We start from the raw sequence: 17,453 nt of genomic DNA on the forward strand, positions 1-17,453 counted from the left end.
ATAAAAAAACTTTATTAGTTTGTATTCCATATAAGGAGGCAGTGTATTCTTGAAACCAGTTAATGATCATATTAAAAAAGGGTTAAAAATTTTGTTTGTCGGCTTTAATCCAAGCATTCGCTCAAGTGAAACAGGGCATCACTTCGCCAATCCTAATAATCGTTTTTGGAGAATTCTCCATGAAGCGGGACTAACACCAAGAAAATATGATGCCTCGGAAGACTATAAATTATTAGATTTGGATATGGGTCTTACAAACATAGTAGCAAGACCAACTAAGGCAGCAGATGAGATTACCAAAAAAGAATATAAAGAAGGAAAAGAAATTTTAAAACAGAAAATTACACAGTTAAAGCCCGAAGTAGTCTGCTTTGTTGGGAAAGGTGTTTATCAAGAATATAGCGGTCAAAGGGTAGCCCCATGGGGACAGCAGCCTGAGCCAGTCATACCTGGAACAATTGATTTTGTTGCTCCCTCCTCAAGCGGGTTAGTAAGAATGAAGCTTGAAGAAATTGTGAAGATCTATAAGCAGCTGACTAAATTAGTATGCAAGTAAAACATCGTTATGTATTTAGTACCGTCGTTTTCTTGCAATAAAGTGAAACTCCCATCAGTGGGGGTTTTCTTCATCCCCCACCTATCTTCTTCGCTTTTCTCTGAATCTTGAGGTGGGGGTCTTACTGCTCGTTAGTGTGGGATGAACAGGCAGGCCTAGTTCCGATGACAACGGTGGCATCCAGTTCATTAGAATGGGCCACCTGCGGTATCAACCCATTACGAGCGAAGATCTCGACAGTTTGCTTTGCCTGCCGTTCACTAGTCTCGACCAACAAGTGACCGCCAGGTGCCAGCCAACCTGGCGCCGCAGCCGCCAACCGTCGCTGGACATCAAGCCCATCCACACCTCCGTCAAGTGCCACACGCGCCTCATGTATGCGAGCCTCTGAGGGTAGTATCCTAATCATCTCAGTAGGTACGTAAGGTACGTTGGCGACCAGGATATCGACGCGGCCCCGCAGTGTAGCAGGCAGCGGCTCGTAAAGGTCACCTTCGTACACGTGACCACCGGTAGCAGCGACGTTGCGCAAGGCGCACTGCACCGCGGCGGGGTCGATGTCGGAGGCATATAACTCAATCCGTTCCTGCACCGCCGCCAGCGCGGCCGCCAGCGCGGCCCCCAACGCGCCCGAACCGCAGCACAAGTCAACCACGACAGCTCCTTGCCGCGTGAGGGCGGCGGCCTGGCGGACGAGAAACTCTGTGCGGCGGCGAGGTACGAAAACGCCCGGGTCCACCGCTATCCGCAGACCGCAAAACTCCGTCCAGCCGATAACGTGTTCGAGGGGCAAACCAGCTACTCGCCGGTCCACCATGGCGGCGAGATCATCCAGCGTCCTGGCCGTAGAAATGAGTAACCGTGCCTCATCTTCGGCGAAAACACAACCAGCAGCCCGAAGCTTAGTAACGATGGCTGTACAGACGATATCTCCATGAAAACCGCCACAATTGACTTTCTCGAAGTTCAAAGATGCTTTCCTTGAGTCCATAAGTTCCCCCTCATTCCTATCTTCATAATCTGTCCGTTAGCTTACTTAATGAATTAAATTGCAGTTCAGTTTAATCTGTTTTTCCAGTCTACAACTTTATTTTCATCGGACACTTGGAACTGGAATTTTTCTTATTACTCTTTATAAAAAAACACACCAAAGGAGATGTCATCATGAGATCCCAAAGGTGTGTTCTTAAGTGACTTTATTTTAGATTAAATAACTTTATTGCCCCTCAACATCAAAATGACTAAAATTCATTTTCATGTTTGTTCCCTATAATTTTGTGAATTACTTTTTTTCCATAACTGCAAAATAATTGTTTTCATTATCAGCAAAGTTAAATACTCTACCAGAAGGCATACTTACAATTTCTCCGACTGTGATTTCTTTATCCGATAAATCTTTATATAACTTATCGAGATTTTCCGTAAAAAACATCAGCGAAGGTGTGCCAAGATTTAATTCAGGCTGCATTTTAGCAATTAATTCTTTATTGTGAAGAATGATACTCGTTCCTGCTTCCTTTGTTGGAGAAATTTCAATCCATCTAAATCCTTGGCCGTTATCTTCTTCAGAAACTACACTAAACCCTACTTTTTCTGTCCAAAATTGCAATGCCTCATCTTGATTATTTACATATAGCATAATTTGACCGACTTTATTAATCATTTACTTTCCCCACTTTCTTCTATTTGTTTTTACTTAATAATTATACAAGAACATACGTTCTAATGCAATTTCAATTAGAATTACTTTCATTGATATATCTTTGCTGTATTCCCTATAGCTATTGAATTACCTAGGTTCAATTATTTTCTCTCCTTAAAATGATGCCCTGTACTTTACCTAATAAATTCAATGTAATTATAGTGAAATCCTTTTGCTGCTAAACTACCCCTTTAGTTAAATAAAAAAGATCCTATAAAACAGGATCTAAGCAAGCTTTAGAACATCGTAACATTTTTTAAAACGTCGCGACTTTATGCAAATGTTACTTTAAAATAAAGTTTGTTCAAAATACGTTCTTAAAATATTCTATTGGATCATTTTTGTAATCCTTCCCCCATTAAAATGCTCGATTACGGAAAATCAACAATATTATGAAAGGTGTACTGAAACTCCCTTCCTAAATATCTATATTAATAATCTTTCAGTTCAATTTCATTGGAAGCTTTCACTATCATTTTTGTAATCATCTTGAACATTGCGCTCATAAGGAAGGGGACACGCAACATTAAATTGCGCAGCAAGATTTTGGAGCTTGAGCTTTCGATCATGCCTCCAGCGGCTGTTAGCCCTATTTTTTGATTTTTCTCAACAAAATTTCTCATCTCTTTTTCATAGGCAACAAAGGCACGGTCGTAATTGCCATGCGCAGCTTTCAGTTCACCAGCTAGTACATAAGCTCCGACAAGTGCGAGGCTAGAGCCTTGACCCGAAAGTGGTGATGGGCCATACGCCGCATCGCCTACCAATGTAATCCGACCCTTTGACCATGTCGGCATATGAATCTGGCAAATCTCATCAAAGTAAAAGTCTGTCGCCTCTTTCATAGTTTTAAGTAGATGCGGAGTTTCCCAACCCGTATGACCTTGGAAAGCATTGTCTACAAGTTCCTTTTGGGCTTCCACATCATAGCGATCGTACTTCAGTGCCTCTGATTTAAACACGAGTATCCCCTTTGCTTCAATATTATCACGGGCACTATACATACCTACAGTTTTGCCTGGCATCGTATAAAGCAGCTGGCGGTGGTCGAGGCTAAGATAATTCTCGAGGGTAAAAATCGAGATATAACAGCCAAGAGTATGTTTAAATTGTTCTTTGTCACCAAAAATTAAGGTACGCACATTAGAATGGAGCCCGTCCGCACCGATGACCAGATCGAATGTCTGCGGCTTACTACGAATAAATTGGACTTCTGCACCTGCTTCAGTCTCATGTATAGCGGTAATCGAATCGTCCCATATATATTCGATTGTATCCTTGGTCAAGTCGTACAAAATATTACTAAGGTCCTCGCGCATGACTTCAATATCCAGCCCCTGCTGATTCCCCATACTCGCTTCGCTTATTTTACCTTCGATTTTGCCTTTGCTATTCACGAAGTAAACACCGGTCATGTGCGTGTCAGCTGCACGAACTTGATCGAGTATTCCCATCCGCTTAAGCACCGTAATGGCTACACCACGAATATCAACACCATATCCACCTGGACGCAATGCGGGCGCACGTTCTACTACAGTCACGTCGAAGCCGTAGCGGTGAAGCCAGTAAGCTAATGCCGGCCCAGCAATGCTCGCACCGGAAATAAGGACGCGCATCGTTTGTTCACTCCTATCCTAATTAAAGTCATACAACATATCCACAGTATATTCACGGCCTATTTTATATATGTAACGCAGTAAAATAATAGGAATCTAATAATTTAACAAAATATCCTCAAAAACAGCTAAACTCAAAAATGAAACAATAATTTTTCTTTTTTCATTTTCTTACCTCTTTTATTTAAATTTGGTGAAACCTGTTTCATTATAAAAAAGGAATGTTGAACATTTTTTAGAAAATTACAAAAGTAATGTAAACACCTTAAACGAAATATGAAATTTTGAATAAACTATGCAAAATTTCATAAAGGGACAACATTTTAAACAATGAAGAGCTTACAAAGTTCAAGCATGACGCGAATTGTATAATTGGTATGGTACTTGCAATAGAAGAGAGTAAATAAAACCGCTCAAAAAAGACTGAATTTTCAATCTTAAAAGAAAGGAGGGAAATAAGCTAGGAGAGTATACAACGCGCAGGAAAATCGAAAGGGGGCTTTTTATGCAAACAAAAATCAAGCAGGAAACGAATAACATGGAGCAATATCACTACAAGCAAGAATTACAGAGATCCTTAAAGTTTTTTAGCTCTTTTGCAGTCGCGTTTTCATTTATGTCTATCACAACGGGCATTTTCACAAATTTTGGTTTTGTTTTAAATAATGCGGGACCCGCAGGTATTTGGACGTGGCCAATCGTATTAGCAGGACACTTGCTTGTCGCTCTTGTTATTGCCGAATTGGCAGGAAGAATGCCACTCAGCGGCTACTCGTACCAATGGGTGACGCGGCTGGCAAATCAAGGATTAGGATGGTTTTCCGGCTGGCTCGGATTTTGCTTTTTTGTTATTGTCATTCCTGCCGTCGATTTCGGCCTGTCTCCACTCATTGCTGATGTATTCGGCTGGAATATCGGGGGAAAAACCCTTTTGTATATTGCACTCGCAACCCTACTGCTACAGGCTGCCCTCAACATTTTTGGCGTAAAATTGGCTTCTCGCCTCAATGACATTGCAGTATATACCGAAGTGATCGGTATGGTAGGTATTCTTGTTATTCTTGCTGTTGTTGCGCTATTCACAACTCCGAATTGGGATATGCTAACAAATATTGGCGAGCAGAAAAGCGGCACGTACCTTGGCGGTTTTGTGATTGCTATGCTAATGGGATCGTGGACCATGGTCGGCTTTGAAGCCGCGGCGAATCTTTCGGAAGAAACAATTGACGCGAGTAAAAATGTACCGCGTGCTGTATTTTTCGCGTTACTGATTGGTGGTATCATTGGGTTTGTTTTTCTTTTTACTGTTACAATTTCTATTACGGATTTAGCCGGTGTGACAGCTTCCGCCAACCCGCTTCCACTTATTATTAAAACAAAGCTCGGCCAATTCATCGGCACTTTGTTTATGCTTCTTGTTATCATTTCCATTTTTGCATGCGGATTAATCGGAATGGCTTCCGCTTCCCGTGTCATTTATGCAATGGCGCGGGACGATGTATTTTTTGCTTCACGTTATTTTAAAAAGGTGAACCCTGAAACATCCGTACCAGTAAATGCGATTTTGCTTGTATTAGTTCTCGATATTATAGCAGTCTTATTCTCTGATTCTTTAACTTTACTAGTCGGATCAACATCTGTTGTTCTTACCGCTTTATACTTCATAACAGTTTTGGCTTACTATTTGCGTAGAAAAGATTTGCCTGACGCGGAGACGTTCAATTTAGGGAAATGGAGAGCACCTGTCACGTATGGCGCTTTAATATGGCTCGTGTTCGAAATGGGGGTATTGACTATCCCTGATATGTTTCATGGAGTGGCAATTGTAGGCGGAACACTATTTGCAACGGGAGCTCTTGTATATTTTGTGTTGTTCCGAAGCAAGATTAAAGCAGGAAAAATCGGGATTCAAAATACAAACATTGATGAAGGGCACTCGTAAGCAATCCCCCCGTTACTGAAGTGAACCCTGAAAATGGACAAACATCAAAACACTGAAATTACCTGTTCGCTATATTCTTTAGTGGACAGGTATTTTCATTTTTCTTGAACTCGCACACAATTAATTGTAGTAATTAAGTGTTTACCCCAGATTTAAGTTTCGATTTTATAAAAAAGCTTAATCATCTTCTATCAATAATATTCTGCAATCGTCCTATTTTGATCTAAATGATAACCCATTTGTCTGCAAGGCAGTCTTAAGTTTAGGTAAAGAGCTTGGTCCCATACCATGAAATTGCAAAATCTCGTCTTCACTAAAGTTTGATAGCTGTTGTAAAGAAGTTATTCCATTGTTTTCTAATGCTCGTCTGGCTGGTGCTGATAGCAATGAAAGAAATCCGTTGTTAGGTTTCCGTTCTTTCTCACAAATCGGGCAGGTGGGACAATCGCTACTTTTATAGTATTCGTGCCCTTTGTTGCAAGTTCTTAAGCTTTTCTTTGAAGTTGCCATTTTTGATGTCTCCTTTTCCTAAGAACTGGGGTAGTATTTTGACGGGCGTTCGCATACGGCTACTATTAAGGTGTGATGTATTATTTCCGCCAAAAATTCGTATATTCTGCTTTATCCTGAATATTAAATTCAATCATTTTCTCAAGCAATTCGTAATTTACCAGCTCACTCCACGGAATTCGAAATAAGCCTTTGGTAGCACTGTAGCCAGCTTGTGCAATGTCATCGGCAAAGTGCGCAATGCCTACTTCTTCGGGTGAAACGCTCAAATGATGTTTCGCTGTGGAAAAGCCGATGATAAATGTGCCGTGATCGGAAAACATTGGCGTATTCCACTTGATTTGCGGTTCCAAATTTGGGAATTTATTAGCAACCCACGCCAAAATTTCCTCTGTTCGGTCGCGGTGGTCGGGGTTATCGATACCTGCTAAATATTTCACAAAAACTTCCATGTCTTCCTCCTTCGATATTATGCTATTGCCGCCAAAAATTTGAATTCTCAGCCTTATCCTTGATATTAAATTCAATTATCTTCTCTAGCAATTCGTAATTAACTGGTTCAGTCCATTGAATTCGGAACAAGCGTGAAGAAGCGCTGTAGCCAGCTTGGGCGATTTCATCGGCAAAATGCACCATTGTCTCTTCTTCGGGTAAAATTTTAAATCATTTAAGGAATGCTCATTAATATTGCATGCAATTACTTAAGCACTGTTTAACAATTTCTTTTCCAATTCCAGAAGCTGCACCTGTTATTATTTTTTTCTCCGTTTCAATTCTATATAACCTCAAATACTACTATGGAACCAATTGTAACATGATCCTAACCCTTTCACCTTTTTAAATAACCGCCGTTACTTTAATAAAAATAGCTGCCTAATTTGGCAGCTATTTCTTAAAGTAACGCGCCCTAAACATAAAGAAAGATCACAATGCTTATTGAAGAATTGCGCCCGATTGCGGAAGACCGTTCTGTAGATCTGTGATTGAGAGATATTGCAGAAATGCCCCCGTTTGCTTAAAAACACCTCGTAGGTTCTCATGGGGTGTTTTTTTGCCAGATAATTCGTGCACATTCTTCTGGCGATATCTTTGTTGTGTCAACTTTGATGTCATAATGTATGCCAACGTGAACCGAAGTCGCTTGTGAAACTGCCATTCCTGCAACGCGGTCCGTTCGTTCCCTCTCACGAGCGGACGCCACAATAGGGTCACAGAAAACACCAACCCATAGCACCTGCACCCCTTCCAAGGCAGCTTTCCAACGATTACAAGAATCTACTCCGCTAATGAAGACATCGTCGATAATCACTCGGGCTCCTCTACGGACCATCTCGCCAATACCGTGCATCCATGCAGATTCTAATGTACGAAATTCCGTACCTGGACTGACAGACCCATCGTCACCGAATTTAATTCCACTGTCTGCTTTCATCATTGCATCGGGCATGGCGTCGATTAAATCGTCGATACTGAACCTTAACCATGACGTTGGCAATGAATTTTGAAGACATTTTGCGATAGTGGTTTTCCCTGAACTCGATCCACCATTCAGAATAATTACTTCTACCATACCTTTAACCTCTCTTTGGAACATAAGCTTAAGGGCTTCTTATGTCGCCATGCTGTCCTTTAAACTTAATAACAATTATGTCAAAATACCATCACTTTCACAAGAATTATTCCAGAATATGGACCGATTGCGGAACAAAAAAAGTCCTGTATATCATACAGGACTTTTAATCAAACTTTATTGTAAATCAACACAAATATCTATCAAATTGCCAAACTCTTACTCAACAGTAACTGACTTAGCTAAGTTACGTGGTTTATCAACGTCACACTCACGGTGAAGCGCTGCATAGTATGCAATTAGCTGTAATGGAATAACTGCTACAAGCGGTGCTAGTGCTTCGTGTACAGCTGGTACGATGAAGCGGTCGCCTTCCATTTCTAAGCCTTTCATTGCGATGATGCAAGGGTTTGCTCCGCGTGCTACTACTTCTTTTACATTACCACGAATACCTAAGTTTACGTGCTCTTGAGTAGCAAGTGCGATAACTGGTGTACCTTTTTCAATTAGCGCGATTGTACCGTGTTTTAACTCTCCACCAGCAAAGCCTTCTGCTTGGATGTAAGAGATTTCTTTTAGCTTTAATGCGCCTTCTAAACCAACATAGAAGTCAACACCGCGGCCAATGAAGAAACAGTTGCGTGTTGTTGCTAAGTATTCTTTTGCAATTGCATCCATTTCATCTTTTTGATTGCAAAGTACTTCCATTGCGTTTGCAACAAGACCAAGTTCTTGGATTAAATCAAAATCAACTGCTAAGCCTTTTGCCTTTGTAATGTCAGCTGCTAAAATCGCTAGTACTGCAAGCTGTGCTGTGTATGCTTTTGTAGAAGCTACTGCGATTTCTGGGCCAGCATGTAATGGTAATGTATAATCAGCTTCACGAGACAGTGTAGAACCTGGCACGTTTGTAATTGTTAATGCTTTATGTCCCATTTCATTTGTTTGCACAAGTACTGCGCGGCTATCTGCAGTCTCACCACTTTGTGAAATGTAAATAAAGAATGGTTTTTCTGTTAATAATGGCATGTTGTAAGAAAATTCACTTGCTACATGTACTTCTACTGGTACTTTTGCAAAACTCTCAATGAATTGTTTTCCAACAAGACCCGCATGATAACTCGTTCCACATGCGATAATATAGATACGATCACTTTCTAAAATCGCATTACGAATCTCTTTATCTAGTTCGATTTCGCCATCTTCATTTTGGTACTTTTGAATAATATTACGGATTACAAGCGGCTGTTCATCAATTTCTTTTAGCATGAAATGAGGATATGTTCCTTTTTCAATGTCACTTGCATCTAATTCTGCTGTAAATGGTGCACGATCAATCGTTTCACCTTGTAAATTTTGAATTGTAATCTTTTCTTTTGTTACAAGAACCATTTCTTTATCCATTAGCTCGATAAATTGATCTGTAACTTGTAGCATTGCCATTGCATCACTTGCAACAACATTAAAGTTATCTCCAGTACCCACTAATAGCGGGCTTTTGTTTTTAGCAACATAAATCATGTCTGGGTTTTCTGCATCAAGTAATGCCAATGCATATGAGCCGTGTAATAATGTTAACGTTTTACGGAATGCTTCTTCTACCGTCAAACCTGTCTCCACTTGTTTTTCTACAAGCTGAACGATTACTTCTGTATCTGTTTCACTTACAAAGTTCACATCTTGAAGATATTCATTCTTTAATAGCTCATAGTTTTCAATTACACCGTTATGCACAAGGGTAAAGCGCTCTGAAGCACTTTGATGTGGATGTGCGTTTACCTGACTTGGTACACCATGAGTTGCCCAACGTGTATGACCGATTCCCACGTTAGCTGCTACATTTTCATCCACGATTTCGCGAAGCTTTGCAATGCGACCTTTTTCTTTAAATACAACAACACCATTCGCCGCTTGCACTGCAATACCAGCTGAGTCATATCCGCGGTATTCTAGCTTCTCTAAACCTTTTAATAAAATTTCCTTTGCATCTTGTTCCCCAATAAATCCTACGATTCCACACATGTTTTGTCGCCGTTACAACATACTTATGTTCTCACATAAACATGTAACGACATATTCCGATCCTTATTATTCATACACAAAAAACGGATTTTACATATCGCTAGCTTTGTAAGCTTGTAACGGCTTTCACCTTCCTCTCTCTTTGGTTTCAGTCCGTATACTTCATACTGCTAGTGTAATCCGTTCCTCTTCTCTCATCACACTTTCACCTTTGTCCATTGAGTCACCCCAATGCTTTAAGTAAAAGTTTTCGGTTGTGATGAACAACCGGGAGCCATCCGCCGAAATCTCGATAAACTCCTCCTCGTCAACTACGTCTCAGGTAGTTCTGGCGCTTCTTACTTCAATCTATTTTGCCGAGAAAAAGAACAAAATCATCTTATAACAAATGGAATAAATCGTCAATGAAATTTTTTTCATTGCAGATAAACATTCTATGCAAAAGGAGCACATTTTGTGCCCCTTTTTATCATAAAATCCGCCTATTATTCAGCTCCAACTTCTGCTTTTACAACTTCTACAATACGGCTTACGTATTGATTACAAAGATCTTGTGTTGGTGCCTCTGCCATAACACGAATTAATGGCTCTGTACCAGAAGGACGAACAAGAATACGCCCATCACCATTCATCTCTTCCTCTACAACACAAATGATCTCTTTAATTTTTTCATTTTCTAATGCTTGTTTTTTATCTGTTACACGAACATTCACAAGTAATTGCGGGAATTTTTTCATTTCACTTGCAAGCTCAGATAATGATTTTTTCGTCATTTTCATAATGTTAACAAGTTGAAGTGCACTTAACATTCCATCGCCAGTTGTAATGTAATCTAAGAAAATAATATGACCAGATTGTTCACCGCCAAGGTTATAGCCACCACGTTTCATTTCTTCCATTACGTAGCGGTCACCAACAGCTGTTTGATCACTTGTAATGCCATTTGCTTCTAATGCTTTATAGAAACCTAAATTACTCATGACTGTCGAAACAACTGTATTATGTTTTAATTTTCCAGATTCGCTCATATATTTTGCACAAATGTACATAATTTGATCGCCATCAACAATATTTCCTTTTTCGTCAACAGCAATTAAACGGTCACCATCTCCGTCAAATGCTAGACCGATATCAGCACCTTTTTCTTTCACAAACTCTGCTAATACTTCTGGGTGCGTAGAACCTACGCCCTCGTTAATATTCATACCATTTGGCGCTGTTCCCATTGTGGAAATATCCGCTTCTAAATCAGCAAATAAATACGGTGCTAAAGAAGATGTCGCACCGTGCGCACAATCTAATGCGATATGTAAGCCCGCAAAATCTTCATCTACAGTTTGTTTAATGTATTGTAAGTATTTTTGTCCGCCCTCAAAGTAGTCATTTACTTGACCTAATGCTGTACCCACAGGGCGTGGAAGCTCATCTATTTCTTTATCTAATAATACTTCGATTTCTTCCTCTTGCTCGTCTGTTAATTTAAATCCGTCTGGACCAAAGAACTTAATTCCATTATCTTGTACAGGATTATGAGATGCAGAAATCATCACACCAGCTTGCGCGTCTAACGCTTTTGTTAAGTATGCAACTCCAGGGGTAGAAATAACACCAAGGCGCATTACTTCTGCTCCAATTGATAATAATCCAGCTACTAAAGCACCTTCTAACATATGTCCAGACACACGTGTATCACGGCCGATAATAACTTTTGGACGCTCTGTATTCTTTGTTAATACGTAGCCACCAAATCGTCCAATTCTAAATGCTAATTCCGGCGTTAATTCTTTATTCGCAATACCGCGTACGCCATCAGTACCAAAATATTTTCCCATTACTATTCGCTCCTTCTTTCTTGCTCATTTCCTTGATCCGGCTTCTGCACCGGCTCACCCTGTACTTCTTTTCCCGTTTCTTCTTTCTTTGCAAGTTCTACCTTGGCATTTTTTTGTTTTAATTCTAATGTGACATTATCGGGACCAGTAATTTGAATTGGAACATCATGTGTTCCTACATCCATATTTCCTAAATTAATTGATGCTTTAATCTGTGCTGCATTTACTTTTTCTACAGCACTTGCATCCCCAAAAATATCAACACTGATTTTCCCATTTGCCGGGTCTAATAATTTCATTGTTAATAAATCCGATAATCCATTTACCTGCAAAGGAATACCGTCTATTGTTTTGCTCTGTTGCTTTTGTACTTCAACTGTTACCTTTACTTGACTAGGTTCTGCCTTTGTAACACCTTTAGGTAAAGAAACAGAGGCATCGAAGGTTGTAGACTCTGTAATTTTACTTAAGTCTACTTCGACGCCATCAAGAGATGTAATCTTATCAAGTACTTCTTTTGAACCATAAATCGTTACTTCACTTGGTTCAACCTTTATATTCGTTACAGATATCCCTTCTTGTAAGCTCCCTTTTTTCGTTATACCCAAGGGAACCGTTTTTGCAGGTGATGAAGATGAAGATGAAGATGAAGATGAAACTGGTATGGTGACATTGACAGTAGAAGAACCTGTTTTCAAATCCAAACGATTCCCATCTTTATCATACAATACAACTTTCGCTTCTTTTGTGATCGTTTTATTAACATCCTTCAAATCGACATACGCTCGCACAAGTGCAATTCGCGAAAGCTCTTCCTCTGTACCGGCTACTTCAACGGTACTTGGCTTTACAATAGGTTTGTCTACAATCGTTCCTGCCTGTAGTTGGTTCTCATTTAAATACTTCACTTCTACAGGAAAAGATTTTACTTCTTTCTTTTGAATTGTAACTTTTATTTTCGCTGGCTGAACCTTCAAATGTAAATTGCTCGGAACTCCACTATATTTTAAAGGGATCTCATATGTCCCCGGTGTATACCCTCGCAAATTGACAAATACCTCATACTGTCGTTTTACTTTAGCTGCAGCTACAACGTTATTTTGTCCTTCAAGAGTGACTGTTACATTTTCTGGAATACCACTTACAATATACTTATCTTCGTCATAGTAAGCAGATACCGGAACTCCAGATATTGTTTCTGTTGTATCTCCTACTGGAAAAGGCGATGGATTAAAATCACCTGATACATTTTTATCTAGGTTTGTTGACATGTAAAGCATAATTGCCAACAGTAATGAAATTCCCCTTAAAAACCAATGGTTATCCATTAACTTATCCATGACGTTTTCTCCTCCAATTCCATAAAGATGAAGAAGATTCTTTTATATTCCCACTTAGCTCTTTCATAAGCATTTCCTTTAATTGTTCACTTTTCAAATCACGATGTAATTCACCATTTTTTGTTAAGGAAATTTGCCCAGTTTCTTCTGATACAACAATTGTCAAACTGTCTGTTACTTCACTTACTCCCATTGCTGCCCGGTGACGCGTTCCTAATTCTTTAGAAATAAACGGGCTTTCTGATAATGGTAAGTAACAACCAGCTGCTTTAATAATATTTCCTTGCATAATGACCGCCCCATCATGAAGGGGTGTATTCGGTATAAAGATATTAATTAATAGCTCTGATGAAATATTTGCATTTAGTGGGATTCCTGTTTCAATGTAATCTCCCATACCAGTCTCTCTAGCCATTGTAATAAGCGCACCAATGCGACGTTTCCCCATATATTCTGTTGCCTTTACAACAGCATTGACGACAGACTCCTGTTCATCATCCTCTTTATTACTTCCACGTGAAAATAAACTTCCTCGTCCAAGCTGCTCAAGGGCACGTCTTAACTCTGGTTGAAAAATGATAATAATCGCTAAAAATCCCCAAGTTAATGCTTGATCCATAAGCCATTGCAAAGTATGCAATTCAAAAACATAACTTAAAATGCGAACAATAATAATTACCGTAATCCCTTTCAAAAGTTGTACAGCTTTTGTACCACGGATTACAAGAATTAATTTATATATAACAAACCATACAAGGCCAATATCTACTATAGTGCTGAGATATTTCAAAAAAACATTCATATCTCCAAAAGGCATTCTGACCCTTCCTCCATCTATATGTAATTTACAACAATTAGTTAATTATAACATACATTATATGAACTACAATTTCAAACCTCCTTCCTAAACCTGACAATACAATCGTTAGATATCAGACTTTAAAAAGGGAGGTATTAACATTCTTTGTTGCTGTACCTTTATTTTAAAATAAAAAAAACAGCTTTTCAGCTGTTTTTTTAAATTATTTCAACTTTTCACCAAATAAAGATCCCATTAATGCAACGGCTGCAATTGCAGTTTTATTTCTTTCATCTAAAATTGGATTCACTTCCACAAACTCAGCAGATGCAATAATACCTGATTCAGCAAGCATTTCCATCGCTAAATGGCTTTCACGATACGATAATCCACCCATAACCGGAGTACCCACGCCAGGTGCATCATGTGGATCGAGACCATCTAAATCTAAAGATAAATGTACACCATCTGTATGTGATAAGTATGCAATTGTTTCTTCCATAACTGCCGTCATTCCCATACGATCAATTTCATGCATAGTGAAAACTTTAATACCCTCTTTTTGAATAAATTCTTTCTCTCCATCATCTAAAGAACGAGCACCAATGATAACCACATTTTCTTTTTTCACTTTCGGATACTCACCGTATAAATTAACAAGTGATGGATGACCATGTCCTAAGCTTGCAGCTAACGACATGCCATGAATATTACCAGATGGAGAAGTTTCTTCTGTATTTAAATCTCCATGCGCATCATACCAAATAACGCCAAGATTTTTATAATGTTTTGCAATTCCAGCAAGTGTTCCAATTGCAATGCTATGATCGCCGCCCAATACAAGCGGGAAACTTTTTTTCTCAATAATAGTATCAACTTTACTTGCCAGTTCGTTACATACTTTTACAACTTGTTCAAGATTTTTTAACTTTTCATTTTCATTTATTTGAAATTCTCTTTCAATACATATATCCCCTAAGTCTTCCACGTTATATCCTATATTTTGAATTCTTTCAACAACTCCAGCATAACGAATTGCACTCGCTCCCATATCAACACCGCGGCGCGTTTGTCCTAAATCCATTGGTACTCCCACAATTGAAACTTCTTTCTTCATAGATGATCTCCCCCTTTTATGCTTTCACTAAATATTTTAAATCTTTTCTATTGTCTGACTCAACTTGACATTTTTTTGTATTTATATACACTTAATACAATATAAAAAAGTGATAAAATTAGATTTTCCCGTTAAAATATGCATAAAAAAAAACATCTCTTACGAATAGAGATGTTTTTGTAATCCAAGTTTCCATACAGCTGCAATATTTCGTGCTGTTATATAAATATTTTCTTTTCCCATTTCATACGCTTCTTCTAATGTCATTACTCCTGAAACAATGCTAAATACAGCATCAACACCTTCTTCATAAATAGGAGTATGATTCGAATGAACAGCTCCAGCAATTGCAATAACAGGAAGATTACGCTCTTTAGCACGTTTTGCCACTCCTATTGGTGCTTTCCCATACACTGTCTGTTCATCAATTCGTCCTTCTCCTGTAATCACTAAATCTGCACCTTGCAAATGAGCATTAAAATTCGTGTAATCAAGTACAATATCAATACCTTTTCTAAGGATGCCATGTAAAAAGGCGACGATAGCCGCTCCAAGTCCGCCCGCAGCACCTGCTCCTGGAATAAATTCAATATCAATATGAAGAGTTTGTTTGATTAATTGGGCATAATGCTTCAAATTACAGTCTAACCTCTCTACCATCTCGTCTGTGGCACCTTTTTGTCTTCCAAATACAAACGATGCCCCTGTTCCTCCTGTTAACGGATTCGCAACGTCACAAGCTGCTTCAATTTTAACCTTCTTTAAACGCGAATCTAACTGTGACATATCAAAATAAGTAATAGAATCTAAATTCCCACCATTCGGCTCTATAACACGATTATTGCTATCAAAAAAGCGCACACCTAAAGCGGATAACATTCCTGCTCCTCCATCATTTGTAGCACTTCCCCCAAGCCCTAAAACAATATGATGAACTCCTTGTTCTAGCGCGTGTAAAATGAGTTCTCCTGTTCCTTTTGTTGTCGTTAGGAGTGGATTCCTTTTATCAAGTGGAACATGGTGTAAACCAGAGGCAGCTGCCATTTCAATAAAAGCGGTCCGTTTATCTGAGGAGAGACCGTAAAATCCTTCTACTAAATTTCCTAATGGACCTGTAACAGGAATATTCACGATTCTTCCCTTTGTTGCATCAACAAGAGCTTGTACTGTCCCTTCCCCACCATCTGCAATAGGAATTTTTATATACTCTGCTTCTGAATATATAGAGCGAAAACCTTTCTCTACTGCTTCACATACTTCTAATGCAGTTAAACTTTCTTTATAAGAATCAGACGCAATGATAATCTTCACATGAAACAACTCCCTTTTACTGTATGAAAAACCATTAAACATATTACAAAATATATCTCGTTCTAATTTATCAAAAAATCAACAAGAAAACTCCATCTTCAAAATAAATAAGATAGCGGAATAAAGTAAAACTTCCATCAGTAAATCTCCATTCCCCACTGACTGAAAGCTCTATCATATCTTGTTTAACTTCTTAGAATCTTGAAATGAGAGTCTTACCGTACGCGAGTCGCGGGGGATAAACAAAAAAAAGCTTGAAATCCAATATTGGACTTCAAGCTTTTCTTTTATGTGTATGGAGCCTAGCGGGATCGAACCGCTGACCTCCTGCGTGCAAGGCAGGCGCTCTCCCAGCTGAGCTAAGGCCCCCCAAGTTGGAGCGGAAGACGGGATTCGAACCCGCGACCCCAACCTTGGCAAGGTTGTATTCTACCACTGAACTACTTCCGCAAAATGGTGAGCCATGAAGGACTCGAACCTTCGACCCTCTGATTAAAAGTCAGATGCTCTACCAACTGAGCTAATGGCTCGTAAATGGCTGGGCTAGCTGGATTCGAACCAGCGCATGACGGAGTCAAAGTCCGTTGCCTTACCGCTTGGCTATAGCCCATTAATATTTATTAGTATGCTTGTCTCACCAAAAAAATAAACCTTTGTAAGGTTATTTTTTAAAAATAAATGGTGGAGGGGGGCAGATTCGAACTGCCGAACCCGAAGGAGCGGATTTACAGTCCGCCGCGTTTAGCCACTTCGCTACCCCTCCGACATTGAAAATTATATGGTGGAGGATGACGGGATCGAACCGCCGACCCCCTGCTTGTAAGGCAGGTGCTCTCCCAGCTGAGCTAATCCTCCAAAAGTGGTGACCCGTACGGGATTCGAACCCGTGTTACCGCCGTGAAAGGGCGGTGTCTTAACCACTTGACCAACGGGCCAAAAAGTTTTAATACTTCGCACAAGCTTCCAACCGGGCTTGAACCGGTGACCTCTTCCTTACCATGGAAGTGCTCTACCAGCTGAGCTATGGAAGCATATGGCTCCGCAGGTAGGACTCGAACCTACGACCGATCGGTTAACAGCCGATAGCTCTACCACTGAGCTACTGCGGAATAATTCAAGCCTGGCAACGTCCTACT

Annotated in this window: 14 protein-coding genes and 9 tRNA genes; 2 read left to right on the forward strand and 21 right to left on the reverse strand. The window is 39.6% G+C overall.

The window, feature by feature from the left end:
* Nucleotides 1–49 precede the first annotated feature (49 nt).
* Nucleotides 50–556, forward strand: a complete 507-nt coding sequence (gene mug, locus CN326_RS12315; RefSeq protein ID WP_098309317.1) for a G/U mismatch-specific DNA glycosylase — start codon at nt 50–52, stop codon at nt 554–556.
* 121 nt (nt 557–677) lie between these two features.
* Here mug and CN326_RS12320 read toward each other — a convergent pair whose 3' ends face one another.
* From CN326_RS12320 to CN326_RS12330, 3 genes are all read right to left on the reverse strand, one after another.
* Nucleotides 678–1,547, reverse strand: coding sequence for a putative protein N(5)-glutamine methyltransferase (locus CN326_RS12320; RefSeq protein ID WP_098309318.1), 870 nt, complete (start codon nt 1,545–1,547; stop codon nt 678–680).
* 291 nt (nt 1,548–1,838) lie between these two features.
* Nucleotides 1,839–2,219, reverse strand: a complete 381-nt coding sequence (locus CN326_RS12325) for a VOC family protein (protein ID WP_098309319.1) — start codon at nt 2,217–2,219, stop codon at nt 1,839–1,841.
* Nucleotides 2,220–2,689: 470 nt separating this feature from the next.
* Complete coding sequence (locus tag CN326_RS12330) at nt 2,690–3,874, reverse strand: FAD-dependent monooxygenase (RefSeq protein WP_098309320.1); 1,185 nt, start codon at nt 3,872–3,874, stop codon at nt 2,690–2,692.
* A 505-nt stretch (nt 3,875–4,379) separates the two neighbouring features.
* Between CN326_RS12330 and CN326_RS12335 the strand changes: the two genes are divergently transcribed.
* On the forward strand, nt 4,380–5,816 hold the full coding sequence (locus tag CN326_RS12335; RefSeq protein WP_098309321.1) for an APC family permease: 1,437 nt from the start codon (nt 4,380–4,382) through the stop codon (nt 5,814–5,816).
* Nucleotides 5,817–6,029: 213 nt separating this feature from the next.
* On the opposite strand, the gene CN326_RS12340 is transcribed toward CN326_RS12335, so the two are convergent.
* From CN326_RS12340 to CN326_RS12425, 18 genes are all read right to left on the reverse strand, one after another.
* Nucleotides 6,030–6,326 (reverse strand): RNA polymerase alpha subunit C-terminal domain-containing protein, encoded by a 297-nt coding sequence (locus CN326_RS12340; RefSeq protein WP_098309322.1) that lies wholly within the window; start codon nt 6,324–6,326, stop codon nt 6,030–6,032.
* Nucleotides 6,327–6,406: 80 nt separating this feature from the next.
* Nucleotides 6,407–6,778, reverse strand: a complete 372-nt coding sequence (locus CN326_RS12345) for an iron chaperone (RefSeq protein ID WP_098309323.1) — start codon at nt 6,776–6,778, stop codon at nt 6,407–6,409.
* Between the two features lie 584 nt (nt 6,779–7,362).
* Complete coding sequence (locus CN326_RS12350; protein WP_098309324.1) at nt 7,363–7,896, reverse strand: chloramphenicol phosphotransferase CPT family protein; 534 nt, start codon at nt 7,894–7,896, stop codon at nt 7,363–7,365.
* Nucleotides 7,897–8,115: 219 nt separating this feature from the next.
* Nucleotides 8,116–9,918 (reverse strand): glutamine--fructose-6-phosphate transaminase (isomerizing), encoded by a 1,803-nt coding sequence (gene glmS / locus CN326_RS12355; RefSeq protein ID WP_098309325.1) that lies wholly within the window; start codon nt 9,916–9,918, stop codon nt 8,116–8,118.
* 485 nt (nt 9,919–10,403) lie between these two features.
* Complete coding sequence (gene glmM / locus CN326_RS12360; RefSeq protein ID WP_098309326.1) at nt 10,404–11,750, reverse strand: phosphoglucosamine mutase; 1,347 nt, start codon at nt 11,748–11,750, stop codon at nt 10,404–10,406.
* 2 nt (nt 11,751–11,752) lie between these two features.
* Nucleotides 11,753–13,090, reverse strand: coding sequence for a CdaR family protein (locus tag CN326_RS12365; protein ID WP_098309327.1), 1,338 nt, complete (start codon nt 13,088–13,090; stop codon nt 11,753–11,755).
* Nucleotides 13,083–13,907: a diadenylate cyclase CdaA gene (cdaA, locus tag CN326_RS12370; RefSeq protein ID WP_098309328.1), complete on the reverse strand. Its 825-nt coding sequence runs from the start codon at nt 13,905–13,907 to the stop codon at nt 13,083–13,085. The genes CN326_RS12365 and cdaA overlap by 8 nt, the downstream gene beginning before the upstream one ends.
* Before the next feature lie 205 nt (nt 13,908–14,112).
* Nucleotides 14,113–15,006, reverse strand: coding sequence for an arginase (gene rocF / locus CN326_RS12375; RefSeq protein WP_098309329.1), 894 nt, complete (start codon nt 15,004–15,006; stop codon nt 14,113–14,115).
* A gap of 159 nt (nt 15,007–15,165) precedes the next feature.
* Nucleotides 15,166–16,317: a glycerate kinase gene (locus CN326_RS12380; protein WP_098309330.1), complete on the reverse strand. Its 1,152-nt coding sequence runs from the start codon at nt 16,315–16,317 to the stop codon at nt 15,166–15,168.
* Between the two features lie 296 nt (nt 16,318–16,613).
* Nucleotides 16,614–16,686: transfer RNA gene (locus CN326_RS12385), tRNA-Ala, on the reverse strand.
* Between the two features lie 6 nt (nt 16,687–16,692).
* Nucleotides 16,693–16,767 (reverse strand) — tRNA-Gly (locus CN326_RS12390).
* A 4-nt stretch (nt 16,768–16,771) separates the two neighbouring features.
* Nucleotides 16,772–16,847, reverse strand: a tRNA-Lys gene (locus CN326_RS12395).
* Nucleotides 16,848–16,852: 5 nt separating this feature from the next.
* Nucleotides 16,853–16,927 (reverse strand) — tRNA-Gln (locus CN326_RS12400).
* 69 nt (nt 16,928–16,996) lie between these two features.
* A tRNA-Tyr gene (locus CN326_RS12405) sits at nt 16,997–17,080 on the reverse strand.
* A 16-nt stretch (nt 17,081–17,096) separates the two neighbouring features.
* Nucleotides 17,097–17,172: transfer RNA gene (locus tag CN326_RS12410), tRNA-Val, on the reverse strand.
* 5 nt (nt 17,173–17,177) lie between these two features.
* Nucleotides 17,178–17,252: transfer RNA gene (locus tag CN326_RS12415), tRNA-Glu, on the reverse strand.
* A gap of 23 nt (nt 17,253–17,275) precedes the next feature.
* Nucleotides 17,276–17,348 (reverse strand) — tRNA-Thr (locus CN326_RS12420).
* A 3-nt stretch (nt 17,349–17,351) separates the two neighbouring features.
* A tRNA-Asn gene (locus CN326_RS12425) sits at nt 17,352–17,426 on the reverse strand.
* Between the last annotated feature and the right edge of the window lie 27 nt (nt 17,427–17,453).

Source organism: Bacillus sp. AFS018417, from assembly GCF_002560985.1.
In the GTDB taxonomy this organism is placed as follows: Bacteria; Bacillota; Bacilli; order Bacillales; family Bacillaceae_G; genus Bacillus_A; species Bacillus_A rhizoplanae.